General features: G+C 62.0%; 12 protein-coding genes. 5 read left to right on the top strand and 7 right to left on the bottom strand.

The window, feature by feature from the left end:
• Positions 1-29: 29 nt before the first annotated feature.
• From V6767_RS17580 to V6767_RS17550, 7 genes are read right to left on the bottom strand one after another with little or no spacing between them, the layout of a single operon-like run.
• Positions 30-1193: an ABC transporter substrate-binding protein gene (locus V6767_RS17580; protein WP_448474638.1), complete on the bottom strand. Its 1164-nt coding sequence runs from the start codon at positions 1191-1193 to the stop codon at positions 30-32.
• A 22-nt stretch (positions 1194-1215) separates the two neighbouring features.
• Positions 1216-2127, bottom strand: a complete 912-nt coding sequence (locus V6767_RS17575) for an SDR family oxidoreductase (RefSeq protein ID WP_448474637.1) — start codon at positions 2125-2127, stop codon at positions 1216-1218.
• 9 nt (positions 2128-2136) lie between these two features.
• Positions 2137-3939, bottom strand: a complete 1803-nt coding sequence (locus V6767_RS17570) for an AMP-dependent synthetase/ligase (protein ID WP_448474636.1) — start codon at positions 3937-3939, stop codon at positions 2137-2139.
• An 11-nt stretch (positions 3940-3950) separates the two neighbouring features.
• Entirely contained in the window at positions 3951-4724 is a 774-nt protein-coding gene (locus V6767_RS17565; protein WP_448474635.1) for an ABC transporter ATP-binding protein, read from the bottom strand.
• Positions 4721-5488, bottom strand: a complete 768-nt coding sequence (locus V6767_RS17560) for an ABC transporter ATP-binding protein (RefSeq protein WP_448426397.1) — start codon at positions 5486-5488, stop codon at positions 4721-4723. Before V6767_RS17560 ends, V6767_RS17565 begins: the two co-directional genes overlap by 4 nt.
• Complete coding sequence (locus V6767_RS17555; RefSeq protein WP_448474634.1) at positions 5485-6549, bottom strand: branched-chain amino acid ABC transporter permease; 1065 nt, start codon at positions 6547-6549, stop codon at positions 5485-5487. The genes V6767_RS17560 and V6767_RS17555 overlap by 4 nt, the downstream gene beginning before the upstream one ends.
• Positions 6550-6551: 2 nt before the next feature.
• Complete coding sequence (locus tag V6767_RS17550) at positions 6552-7430, bottom strand: branched-chain amino acid ABC transporter permease (RefSeq protein WP_448474633.1); 879 nt, start codon at positions 7428-7430, stop codon at positions 6552-6554.
• A gap of 499 nt (positions 7431-7929) precedes the next feature.
• On the opposite strand from V6767_RS17550, the gene V6767_RS17545 reads away from it, so the two are divergent.
• The 5 genes from V6767_RS17545 to V6767_RS17525 all read left to right on the top strand — a co-directional run bounded on the left by V6767_RS17545 (position 7930) and on the right by V6767_RS17525 (position 12403).
• Positions 7930-8196 (top strand): hypothetical protein, encoded by a 267-nt coding sequence (locus tag V6767_RS17545; RefSeq protein WP_448474632.1) that lies wholly within the window; start codon positions 7930-7932, stop codon positions 8194-8196.
• Entirely contained in the window at positions 8197-9675 is a 1479-nt protein-coding gene (locus V6767_RS17540; RefSeq protein WP_448474631.1) for an aldehyde dehydrogenase family protein, read from the top strand.
• A 39-nt stretch (positions 9676-9714) separates the two neighbouring features.
• The gene (locus V6767_RS17535; protein WP_448474630.1) at positions 9715-10473 is read left to right on the top strand and encodes an electron transfer flavoprotein subunit beta/FixA family protein; all 759 of its coding nucleotides are present in this window, start codon (positions 9715-9717) and stop codon (positions 10471-10473) included.
• The gene (locus tag V6767_RS17530; RefSeq protein ID WP_448474629.1) at positions 10473-11399 is read left to right on the top strand and encodes an electron transfer flavoprotein subunit alpha/FixB family protein; all 927 of its coding nucleotides are present in this window, start codon (positions 10473-10475) and stop codon (positions 11397-11399) included. Before V6767_RS17535 ends, V6767_RS17530 begins: the two co-directional genes overlap by 1 nt.
• Before the next feature lie 167 nt (positions 11400-11566).
• Complete coding sequence (locus V6767_RS17525) at positions 11567-12403, top strand: MBL fold metallo-hydrolase (RefSeq protein ID WP_448474628.1); 837 nt, start codon at positions 11567-11569, stop codon at positions 12401-12403.
• Positions 12404-12591 lie beyond the last annotated feature (188 nt).

Below are 12591 nucleotides of genomic sequence, written 5' to 3'. Positions count from 1 at the left end.
GCGCGACCACAAGATCGCGCGGCCCGCGATCAGTATTCGACGGAATCGGAAACCTCGACATAGTCCCCGTCCTGAATCTGGTAGAGATAGGAGGACTTTGTGCCCTGATGGCTCTCGGCGCTGAAGCTCATCGGCGGCGTGCCCCAATAGGACTGATAGTCCTTCACATCTTCCAGAGCGGCGAGGAACTTGTCCAGGGTGATGTCCCGCCCCGCGTTCTCGAGCGCCAGAGCGGTCACGTTCAAGGCGTTGATCGCGTTGATGGCGGTTGCGTTGATATCAGTGCCGTATCGGGAGGCGAATTCCTCCATGAAAGCCTTCGCTTCCGGGCTGGCGTCTTCATCGCTCGGCACCACGGTCGGGATCACCGCATAGAGGCCGTCGGTTCCCGGCGCTGCGGCGATGGTCGGGTCATAACTGGCAGATACCCCGACAACCGGTATGTCGAGCCCATTCTGACGCGCCGCCGTGTAGATCAGGATGGAATCCCGGCCGAGCGAACCCAATGCGAGAACCCCGCAACCCGATGATTTCAGCTGCAGCAGCTGGCTCGTGAAATCATTGTCCGTCGGCTTGTATGTCGCCGTCGCCACGATTTCGACGCCGCTTGCCTCGGCCTGATCTTCAATGCCTGCAAAGACCTCCTCTCCGAAGTCGTTGCTCTGATAGAGCGCGCAGACCTTGTCGATGCCTTCATTGTCGACGAGATATTTCAGCCCGGACCGGATCTGGTCGTAATAGCTCGAAGTGGCGGCGAAATTCAGCGGGCTAAGCGGCTCCCAGAGGGACCGGGCCTGCCCCGTCGGAAACAGGTTCGGAACCCCTTCCTTTTTCTGGATCGGCATCGCGGCATTGTTCATCGAGGTGCCGAGCGCGCCGATCATCGCGAAGATGTCGTCGCGGTAGATCAGCTTGTTGACGGCCTGCACCGCTCGGGGCACCTGGTACTGATTGTCCTCGATGATGATTTCGATCTCGCGTCCGTTGATGCCGCCGTTTTCGTTGATCTTTTCGGCAGCCATGCGCAGCGCGTTCGAGGCGGGCACGCCGAAATTCGCCGTCGGCCCGCTGAGATCGAGATGCGTGCCGAGGCGGATCGTATCGTCGGTGATGCCTCGAACCTCCTGGCCGATTGCCGGCCCGGATATCAACGCCGCCGCGAAACCGGCCGCGAGAAATGATGTCCTCTTCATATTTTCCTCCTCCACTTGCTGATCAGGAATTGTTCAGCAATTTCATGCGCTCTTCCAGAAGACCCGCGGGTCCCGGGGTCGTGGGCTTCGCCGTATCGAGCGCGGTGATGCGGTCGAAAGCCTCGGCAAACATGTCGGGCGTGATCTCCTTGGCGGGATCGAATTGAACGCCCTCCGTTTCGAAGTAGTGGACGCGACCGAACCCGCCGGCGCCCGCCGAGATGATCGTCGCGGTGGACGTGCAGGCTTCGCTGCAGAGATAGGCGACAGCGGGGGAGACCTGGTGCGGGCCCATATGCTCCTCGATTGCCGGCGGAACCAGACCGACGGTCATGCGGGTGTTGGCGGCCGGAGAAACCGCATTGAGCAGGACGTTCTTCCGCGCGCCCTCAATGGCGAGGCAGTTCATCAGGCCGAGCATGCCCATTTTGGCGGTGCCATAATTGGACTGTCCGAAATTGCCGTTCGTGCCGGCAATCGACGTGGTGAAGATGACGCGACCATATTCCTGTTCGATCAGGTGCGGCCAGACGGCCTTGGTGCAGTAGATCGATCCCCTCAGATGCACATCGAGAACCGCCTCGAAGTCTTCGATCCGCATCTTGGCGAAACTCTTGTCCCGCAGGATCCCGGCATTGTTGACCAGCACGTGGACGCCGCCGAATGCATCAATGGCGGTTTTCACGATGCCTTCGGCGCCCTCGGGCGTGGCGACGCTATCGTAGTTGGCGACGGCCTTGCCGCCGGCCGCGACGATTTCCGCCACCACGGCATCGGCGGCGCTGCTGCCCGAGCCGCTGCCATCGACGGCGCCGCCCAGATCGTTCACCACGACGCTTGCGCCAAGGCTTGCAAGCAGCAGCGCATGTTCCCTGCCCAGACCTGCACCAGCACCGGTTACGATGGCGACGCGGTTATCGAACCTAACTGTCATGTTCTTTCCTCAACTTTCCAATGTCACGTACATGCGCTCGATGACCGAGCTGTATTTCCGCTCGACGAGCTTTCTCTTCATCTTCATCGTGGGCGTGATCTCCTCGTCCTCGGCCGAGAGCTGCTGTTCGATGAGGGTAAATTTTCTGATGTTCTCGACCCGGGAGAACCGCGCATTGACCGCATCGACCTCGGTGGATATCAACTGCCGTATTTCGGGGATCCGGCAGAGCGACGGGTAATCGGTGAAGGCGTAGCCCCGGTCGAGGGCGTATTGGGACACATTCTCCTGATCCAGAAGAATGAGACAGCTGAGATATGGCCGCCGGTCGCCGATAATGATCGCATCCGCGATATAGGGGCTGAATTTCAGCTGGTTCTCGATCTCCGACGGGGTGATGTTCTTCCCGCCGGCGGTGATGATCAGGTCCTTCAGCCGATCCGTGATGTAGACCCAGCCGTCATCCTCGATCCGACCGACATCGCCGGTGCGCAGCCAGCCATCGACGATGGTCTCCCGGGTCTGGTCGGGTTTGTTGAGGTAGCCCTCGAAAACATTCGGCCCGCGAATTCGGATCTCGCCCTGATCGCCCAGACGGATTTCGTTGGAGGACACAGCCTTGCCGACGCTGCCCAGCCGATACTCTCCGGCCGGCGGCGCGGTCGCAATGCCCGACGTCTCCGTCATGCCGTAGAGCTCAAGCATTGGCTTGCCGAGGGCGAAGTACCATCGGATCAGATCAGGCGCGATCGGCGCGGCGCCGGTCACCAGGAAGCGGCACCGGTCGATTCCGATCATTCGCTTGACGTTTCCGAGAACGAACAGATCGACCAGCGCGAACAGGAGGCGGATATGAAAAGGCACGGGCCGGCCCTTGATGACATAATCCGCGCGACGCTCGCCGATTGCCAGAGCCGCCTCATAGCTCTTGCGGTTGAACCAGGTGGCCTGTTTGACCTTCAACTGAATGTCGGAATGGAATTTCTCCCAGAAGCGGGGAACCGCGAAGAACGCCGTGGGTCGGACTTCCCTGATGTTCTGCAGGACCGTACTTGGCTGTTCGGCGAAGTTCACGATCTGCTCGGTCGCCAGCGGAAACAGCACCGTCCAGGACCGCTCGGCGATATGGCATAGCGGCAGGAAACTGATCTGTTCCTCTCCGTCCTGGAACCCAAGGGCCCTGGTACCGGTCTCGATGGCGCTTATCAGGTTGCGGTTGGACAACATCACGCCCTTGGCCGGCCCGGTCGTACCGGAGGTATATATGAGCATCACGATGTCCGCGGCCTTTCCCGCCTCGACCATCGCATCCCAGTCCAGCTCCGTCTGCGCCGAGCCCAGCGTCTGCAACGCCTCGAAGCTCATGACCATCGGATCCGAGAAATCGCGCAGGCCTTCCATGTCGAGCACGACGATCGTTTTCAGATCTGGGCAGCGGTCGCGCACCGACAGGATCTTGTCCAACTGCTCCTCGTTTTGGACCACGCACACCACCGTGCGGCTGTCTGTGAGGATATACTGGATCTGGTCCGGACTGTCGGTGGTGTAGATGCCGTTCGAAACCGCCCCCATGCCCATTGCGCCATGGTCGACATAGACCCATTCCGGCGCGGGATCGGCGATGATCGAGACCGTGTCGCCGCGTTTCACGCCGAGCGCGGCAAGGCCCAGACCGGCGCTGCGCGCATTGCGGCCATAGTCTTCCCAGGACACGCTGTGCCAGATGCCATGCACTTTCGCGCGGAACGCGGTCTTGTGCCCGCGCTCCCGGCAGGCTTTGGCAAACAGCTTGGCAACCGTCGGCGTTTCCATCTTGCTCCCCCTCAGCGCCAATTCTTGGCTTTCTTCCAGCGGCGGTTCGCGCGTCCCCCCTCCTGCTTGGCGCCCAGGTAGAACTCCTTGATGTCCTCCTTCGTCCGCAGGGCTTCGCAGGTATCCGCCATGACCACGCGGCCGGTCTCTATGACATAGCCGAAATGCGCCACTCTCAGCGCCTGAGCGGCGTTCTGCTCGACCAGAAGCACGGTCAGCCCCTGCTCGGCATTGATGCGCGCGACCACGCCAAGCACCTCCTTCACGAGTTTCGGCGACAGGCCGAGCGACGGCTCATCGAGAAGAAGGATGCGCGGGCGGCTCATCAGGGCGCGGCCGATGGCCACCATCTGCTGTTCGCCGCCCGAAAGCATGCCTGCGGTCCGGGATTGCAGTTCGCGAAGCCGCGGCAGGTAGTCGAAGATCATCTCAAGGTCGTTTTCAACGCCGTCGTCTTCGCGCCGCGCCGTTGTCCCGAGCATCAGGTTCTGCATGACCGTCAGGAACGGGAACAGTTCCCGGCCCTCCGGCACATGGGCAAGGCCGAGGCGGGCAACCCGGTCGGGCTCGAACCCCTCGATATTCTGTCCGTCGAACACCACCTCGCCCCGCGTGGGATTGAGCACACCGGAGATCGTCTTAAGGATCGTGGTTTTCCCGGCCCCGTTGGAGCCAAGGATCGTGACGATGGATCCGGCTTCGACATCGAGGCTCACGCCGCGCAGGGCGGCGATCTGCCCGTAGTGGGTTTCGATGCCCGAGACTCTCAGAAAAGGAGCACTCATTCGGCGTCTCCCAGATAGGCGGTGAGAACTTCCGGGTGCTGCTGAACGATCGAAGGCTCGTCAATCGTGATGACCTTGCCCCTGTTCAGCGCCATGACGCGGTCGGATACCCGGCTGACGAGACCCATGTCGTGTTCGACCAGCACGACGGTGATATCGAGTTCGGACCGGATATCATCGATCCAGAACGCCATGTCGTCGGTTTCCTCCGGGTTGAGGCCCGACGAGGGTTCATCGAGCAGCAGGAGTTTTGGCTCCGAGCACAGCGCGCGGGCAATCTCGACAATCTTCCGGGTGCCGTAGGGCAGATTGGCGATCAGTTCGTCCCGCACGTTCTCCAGCCGCAACAGTTCGATGACGCGTTCGGCGACCTCGCGATGGCGCACTTCCTCGCGCCTGACGACCGGCAGAAACAGCATGTCCTGAAGAAAATTGGTTCTGACATGCGGTTGCCGCCCGACGAGAAGATTGCGCAGGACCGTGGCATGGTCGAACAGCTCGATATTCTGAAAGGTGCGGCCGATGCCGCGCGCCGCCACGTGGTGAGGCGGTATGTTGGTGATGTCCTCGCCATCGAGGAACATCCGGCCCGAGGTTGGACGATAGATCCGGCTGATAATGTTGAACAGGCTGGATTTTCCGGCGCCGTTCGGACCTATGATCGTGAAAACCTCGCCCCGGTCGATGGAGAAGGTCACGTCATCGACAGCGGTGATGCCGCCGAACTGAAGGGTCAGGGAAGTTGCGCTGAACAGATGCGTCACCGGAAGCGCTCCGATTTCGTGTAGGTCTTCTGTGTCCGGAAGGTCGCCTTGCGATAGGTCGGGAACTGCGAGCAATAGACTTTCATCTTTTCCCAGCGACCAGCCATGCCGGTTGGTTCGAACAGCACGACCAGCACGATGATCAGACCGAACAGCGCCGGCTCCAGGCCAGGCTGCTGCCCAAGCTGTGGCGGAAGCTCGTCGCGCAGAATGGCGATGGCCTGCGGCAGCACGCCGAGGAAGATGGCGCCGTGAAACGAGCCCAGCCCGCCCACGACGATCATCAGCAGGAACTGGATGGAGATCAGCACGCCGAAGGCGTCGGGCGCCAGATAGGATATCCTGTGGGCGAGCAGCGCGCCCCCGAAACCGGCAAAGCCGGCCGAAATGCTAAAGGCGAGCGTCTTCTTGGCTGCCAGGTTCACGCCCATCGACTGGGCTGCCGTCTCGCTGTCCCGGATCGACACGAAGGCACGACCGGTGGGAGACCGCATGATGTTTTGCGCAATCAGCAGGGCAGCCGTTGCGCCCAACAGGCACAGAAAATAGAACGGCGTGCCGAATGTGAGCGTGTATCCGAAGGCCGACCCTTCCGGCACCATCATGCCGTTATAGCCGCCCGTCGCACTCTCCCAGTGGATGAATACGTGCTCCACGATGAAGGAGAAGGACAAGGTCGCGATCGCGAGATAGAGCCCGCTCAATCGAAGCGCGGGGTATCCCAGCAATATGCCGATCACGGCGGCGAGCAAGGTCGCGCCTATGATCGAGACGCCGAACGGAACGCCAAGGGTCAGCAGGATGGCCTCGGTATAGGCGCCGATGCCCACGAAGGCTCCGTGACCGATGGAGACCTGGCCCGTAAACCCGGTCAGAAGCATCAGGCCGATGCTGATGATGCACAGGATGAAGACATAGGCGATCTCGCCGACCCAGAAGGTGCCCAGGAACAAGGGAAGAACCAGAAGAAGCGCGGCCAGGAGAATATACCAGATGCGTTCGCGCCAATCCTTTGTGCGCGCGATGTCCTGATGGTAGCTGGTCTTGAATATCGTGCGCATGATCAGACCTTTTTCCGTAAAACAGCGCCCAGCAGGCCCTGGGGACGCACGAGCAGGACGGCGAGAAGAACGATATATGCGGTAATGTCCTTGATATCCGGGACGTACCAACTCGCAAGCTGCTCGAGCAGACCGATCACGAGGCCGCCGATCAATGCCCCGCCAACCGATCCGAATCCGCCCAGTATGGCCGCGGCGAATGCCTTCAGACCGATGAAGCCCAGATTGGTATCGATCAGGGTGGCCGGAGCAACGAGCACGCCTGCCAATGCCGCGGTCGCGCCGGAAATGGCCCAGATAACGGAAAACAGGACCTTGACCCGGATGCCCATATAATAGGCCGCCAACTGGTTCTGGGCCGCGGCCTGCATCGCGATGCCGATGCGGGTGGCGCTGAAGAACAGCGAAAGCAGAACGCAAAGCAGGACCGCGCCGACAACCATCGCCAGCGTGTTGGCCGGGATACTGACGCCGGAAAGGGTCAGGGACTGCCCGAAGAAAGGCGTCGGCAGCACCAGGGAATTTGCGCCCCAGATCATCGTGGCGACCGCGCGAAAGATGAAGCCGAGACCGATCGTCAGCATGACGATGGCAAATTGCGGCTGACCCAAAACCCTGCGCAGGATGACGGCATCAATGGTAAAGCCGAGGAAGGCGACAACGACCATGCTCGCTATAAGGCCGGCCCAGTATTGCCAGCCCCAAAGGCCGATGAACGTATAGGCCACGAAGGCGCCGAGCATGAGCAGTTCGCCCTGGGCGAAGTTCACGACTTCGGTCGCCTTGTAGATGAGCGTGAAGCCCAATGCGACAAGCGCGTAGATGCAGCCGACGCCAAGGCCGCTGATGATGATTTGAATGAGGTTATCCAAACCGACCACCCCCGGACCTCGACGCCTGCCGGCGGATCCGCATCTCGAATGTCGAGAGGTACCCCTCACCTGGCTCGCAATGGCGATACACTACACCCTCCCCCCGGGTTCTTCCGGTTTCCCGTTTGCCGGCTCCGCCGCGCAAATGACGTTCTACTCGCTCCGCAATTAAACAAACAAACACCCGTTCTTTTGTCAATGGCTTTTTTGTCGTTCCGCAACTCTACCGTGGTCGGGAGCGCGAGAGAATCCTCCACATCTCCACGGAGAGAGGCGACGGCTCGACCTGGATCGAAATTGCGCTGGCCGGATTGCGGGACTGACAGGCTTGGGTCCCGCCCAGGCGAAGACCGGAGACAGTCCTCCGCCGCTTCCGGCGGAGCTTCCCAGGGGCGGCGTCGGCAACATTTGCCCACGCCCTCCGTTCTTTCGCATCCATCGTCAACAGACCGCAGACCGTGGATTGACAAAAGTACGGTTGTTTGTTTTTTTAAAGTCGGAGGACGGAATGATGATGACCCGTTGCGATATCGTTGCCCAAGGCGATCATCTGCTCGCAGACCCAGCGTCGCGGATATGCGGAGAGCCTGGAACACTGCCTGATCTCATCGCGGCACATCCGAGTTTCGTTTTGGCAGATCAAGGATATGGCAGGCCGCACGCCGCCGATCGCGTCCGGGTCTCGCGGACAGACGGCGCGCCGCCATTTGCCTCCACAGCAACTTTCCGGGAAGAGCCGATCGGCCCCTCGCACAGCCACATGAAAGAGGATTGAATGAGTATCCAGGTGACATCCACACAGACGCAAGAGCTCTTTCGGGACCTGCCAAAGAAGTTGCTGATTGACGGCGACTGGCGCGATGCCCAGGCCGGCGAGCTACTGGAAACGAGGAACCCCGCGACGGGCGCCGTCATCGGCAGCGTCGCCAGGGGCGGTCCCGGCGACATCGACCTAGCCGTTGAGGCCGCGCGCCGCGCGCTCAATGGCCCCTGGGCGAAGCTCACCCCGTTTGAGCGCCAGGAGATTCTGCTTCGTCTGGCCGACATCATCGAGAAGAATTACGACCTGATCGCCGCGGTTGACACTGTGGATATGGGCGCGCCGATCACGCGGACGCTCGCCGGTCGCCGCCGCGCCCTGCAGCTTCTGCGCTACTATGCCGGTCAGGCCACCACCATCCACGGAGAGACGCTCAGAAGCTCGGTCGCGGGCGACCCCTTCGTCTGCACGTTGAAGGAGCCGATCGGCGTCGTGGGGGCGATCACGCCCTGGAACGCCCCCTTCGGAATGTGCGTCTGGAAGATCGCCCCCGCCCTTGCGGCGGGATGCACCGTCGTCCTGAAGCCGGCGGAGCAGACGCCCCTGTCCGCGCTTCTGTTCGGGCAATTCTGCCTCGAAGCGGGCGTGCCACCGGGCGTCGTCAACGTGGTCACGGGCGAAGGCGATACCGGCGCGCGACTGGCGGAACACCCGGACGTGGACAAGGTCTCGTTCACCGGCTCGACCTCGACGGGTCAGAAAATCGTTCGCGCCTCGGCCGTCAACATCAAGAAGCTCTCGCTCGAACTGGGCGGAAAATCCGCCCATATCATCATGCGCGATGCCGATCTGGAAAAGGCCGCTATTGCCGGTGCTGCGGCGGTGTTCAACAATTCGGGCCAGATCTGCAGCGCCGGAACGCGGCTGTTCGTCCAGTCCGAAATCCACGACGCCTTCGTCGATATGGTCAAGGCGGAAACCGAAAAGCTCAAGCTCGGCGATCCCCTGGACCCCGGCACGCAACTCGGGCCCCTGGTCGACACCAACCAGATGGAGAGAGTGCTCGGCTACATCGCCAAGGGCAATGCCGAGGGCGCGACGCTGAGGACGGGCGGCGAGCGCCCGCAGGAACTCGCGCAAGGCAGCTTCGTCGCGCCGACGATCTTCTCCGACGTGACCGACGACATGACGATCGCGCGCGAGGAGATCTTCGGACCGGTCCTGTCGGTCTTCCGCTTCGATAGCGTCGATGAAGTCGTGGATCGCGCCAATAGCAGCGAATACGGTCTCGGCGCGGGTCTCTGGACCCAGAACATCGGCACGGCGCACCAGATCGGCCGCGCATTGCGGACCGGAACCGTATGGATCAACAGCTATCAGAGCATGGATCCCGCAGTGCCCTTCGGCGGCTACAAGATGAGCGGCTACGGTCGCGAGTCCGGTTCCGCGCATATCGAGGAATACCTTCAGACCAAAGCGATGTGGATTGCCTGAACCGACCGCATCGAACAAGAAACCAAAAGGAATAGGCGAATGAAGGTCCTCGTACCTGTCAAGCGTGTGATCGATTACAATGTGAAGGTCCGCGTGAAAGCGGACGGAAGCGGCGTCGAACTGGCTAATGTGAAGATGTCGATGAACCCCTTTGACGAAATCGCCGTCGAGGAGGCAATCCGCCTGAAGGAGGCCGGCAAGGCGGAAGAAATCGTGGCCGTCTCCATCGGGGTCAAGCAGGCGCAGGAAACCCTGCGAACGGCGCTCGCCATGGGCGCCGACCGCGCGATCCTGGTGGTCGCTGCCGACGACGCGCACACCGATATCGAGCCGCTGGCCGTCGCCAAGATCCTCGCCAAGATTGTCGAGGAAGAACAGCCCGGTCTGGTGCTTGCGGGCAAGCAGGCGATCGACAACGATATGAACGCCACTGGCCAGATGCTTTCGGCGCTGATGGGCTGGTCGCAGGCCACCTTCGCCTCCAAGCTGGAGATCGAAGGCGACAGCGCCATCGTAACCCGTGAGGTGGATGGTGGCCTGCAGACCATCAAGGTGAAGATGCCCGCCGTTGTTACCGTCGACCTGCGCCTGAACGAGCCGCGCTACGCGTCGCTGCCGAACATCATGAAGGCGAAGAAGAAACCGCTGGACGAGAAGACCGCCGCCGACTACGGCGTCGACGTCTCCCCGCGCCTCGAAATCGTCAAGATCACCGAACCCGCGGCCCGCGCCGGCGGCGAGATCGTTCCGGACGTGGATACGCTGGTTGCCAAACTCAAAGAAAAGGGAGTCCTGTAATGGCCGTTCTGCTTCTGGCCGAAGTGACCGACGGCGAACTGTCGCTGGACGCAACCGCCAAGGCCGTGACCGCCGCCCGAAAGCTGGGCGACGTCACCATCCTCTGCGCCGGCGGTTCGGCCGCCAGGGCGGGCGAGGCCGCCGCGACGATCGACGGCGTTGCCAGGGTGCTGGTCGCCGAGGACCCGTCGCTGGATCATCGCCTTGCCGAAGCCACCGCAGCGCTGATCGTCAGCCTTGCCGACGATTACGAGCACATCGCCGCGCCGTCCACCACCGATGCCAAGAACGTGATGCCGCGCGTGGCCGCGCTGCTTGACGTGATGGTGATCTCCGATGCCTCCGGCGTGGTCGACGGCGCGACCTTCGAGCGTCCGGTCTATGCGGGCAACGCGATCCAGACGGTGAAGTCATCGGATGCCAAAAAGGTCATCACCTTCCGCACCTCGACCTTCGATGCTGCCGGAACGGGCGGCGCGGCCCCGATCGAAACGGTGTCCGCGGCCGGAAACCCGAGCCTCTCACAATGGGTCGAGGACAAGGTGGCCGAGAGCGATCGACCGGACCTCACCTCTGCCGGGATCGTTGTCTCCGGCGGGCGCGGCATCGGCTCGGCGGAAAACTTTAAACTGATCGAACAGCTTGCCGACAGACTGGGGGCCGCCGTTGGCGCCTCGCGCGCCGCGGTCGACGCCGGCTATGCGCCGAACGACTGGCAGGTCGGCCAGACCGGCAAGGTGGTCGCGCCCGACCTTTATGTCGCCTGCGGCATCTCCGGCGCGATCCAGCACCTGGCCGGCATGAAGGACTCCAAGGTGATCGTCGCGATCAACAAGGACGAGGAAGCGCCGATCTTCCAGATCGCGGATTACGGCCTGGTCGCCGACCTGTTTTTGGCCGTGCCGGAACTGGCTGAGAAGCTGTGAGGGCTCCTTTCGCGCTCAACCTCCTCCCTGAGGGCGAAACTGGCGGCGTCGGTCAATCCGACGCCGCCGTATTTTGGGCATGACTTGCGGGAACAAGGTGAATCAGTGATGAAACACGGTCAGGCGCAGGCCGGGGCGCAGCTCCGGTCGATCGATGGAGGCGGCCAATGAGCGGTACGAGCATGTTTTTCACGGAGCCGGAACCGGTCCGGGCGGCAAGCGTCGCGGTTGCCGAAAATGTGCGCCGCATCGTGGCCAACAATCCCAACAAGATGACCTATCACGGCACCAACACCTATCTTCTGGACACAGCGGCGGGCGTGTTCGTCGTCGATCCGGGGCCGGTCGAAGACAGCGCGCATTTCAATGCCGTCGTCGAGGGACTGGGAGGCCGGGGGAAGGGAATCCTGATCACCCATCATCATTCCGACCATTTCGGCTCCGCGCCGGCGCTGCGCGAACGGACCGGCCTGCCCGTCTATGTCTCGAGCGCATTTCCCGATGATGCCTTCGAACCGGATGTGCGCCTGGAGGATGGAGACGTCATTGCCGGCGTGACCGTGCTGCACACGCCCGGTCATGCCAGCGACCATCTCTGCTTTGCAACGCCGGATGGCCTCCTGTTTTCGGGGGACCATGTGATGACCTGGAACAGCTCGATCGTCAGCCCGCCCGACGGCAACATGTGCGACTATTGCGACCAACTGCAACGCCTGCTCGACCGGGACGACAAGACCTATCTGCCGGGCCACGGGCCGGTGCTTCACGAGCCCCGACCCTACGTCGAACGGCTGCTCGCGAACCGGATGCGACGAGAAGAGCAGATCCTCGCCCATATCGCGTCAAAGCCCGATACCGTCCGCAATATCGCCGCCGCCGTCTACCGCAAAACCGATCCGCACATCGCCATGGCCGCGGAAAGAAACGTCATCGCCCACCTGGAAAAACTCCAGTCCGAAAATCGGGCGACCCGTTCCGGAAGCCTTTGGAGCATGTCCTCCTGACATCGGACTGATGACCGGATTTCCGTCATGTCAAACGCCCTCAGCGCCTCCCGGCGCTGCGCAGCTTTTCCTCCGCACCCGCGATAATGAGGTCGATGCTGAAGGCGAGCTGTTCGGCGCTGTAGGTGTCGACATTGCGGGCGGCGATCCGCTCGAGATTGGGAAAGGAGCGATCCGTCTGCGCGCCA

Source organism: Martelella sp. FLE1502, assembly GCF_053484255.1.
This window is presented reverse-complemented; position numbering and strand designations above follow the sequence as displayed.

Coding starts and splice junctions, on each gene's coding strand:
- V6767_RS17535 (WP_448474630.1), top strand. CDS start 9,715: ATGAAGGTCCTCGTACCTGTCAAGCGTGTGATCGATTACAATGTGAAG.
- V6767_RS17565 (WP_448474635.1), bottom strand. CDS start 4,724: ATGAGTGCTCCTTTTCTGAGAGTCTCGGGCATCGAAACCCACTACGGG.
- V6767_RS17580 (WP_448474638.1), bottom strand. CDS start 1,193: ATGAAGAGGACATCATTTCTCGCGGCCGGTTTCGCGGCGGCGTTGATA.
- V6767_RS17530 (WP_448474629.1), top strand. CDS start 10,473: ATGGCCGTTCTGCTTCTGGCCGAAGTGACCGACGGCGAACTGTCGCTG.
- V6767_RS17525 (WP_448474628.1), top strand. CDS start 11,567: ATGAGCGGTACGAGCATGTTTTTCACGGAGCCGGAACCGGTCCGGGCG.
- V6767_RS17545 (WP_448474632.1), top strand. CDS start 7,930: ATGATGATGACCCGTTGCGATATCGTTGCCCAAGGCGATCATCTGCTC.
- V6767_RS17540 (WP_448474631.1), top strand. CDS start 8,197: ATGAGTATCCAGGTGACATCCACACAGACGCAAGAGCTCTTTCGGGAC.
- V6767_RS17575 (WP_448474637.1), bottom strand. CDS start 2,127: ATGACAGTTAGGTTCGATAACCGCGTCGCCATCGTAACCGGTGCTGGT.
- V6767_RS17570 (WP_448474636.1), bottom strand. CDS start 3,939: ATGGAAACGCCGACGGTTGCCAAGCTGTTTGCCAAAGCCTGCCGGGAG.
- V6767_RS17555 (WP_448474634.1), bottom strand. CDS start 6,549: ATGCGCACGATATTCAAGACCAGCTACCATCAGGACATCGCGCGCACA.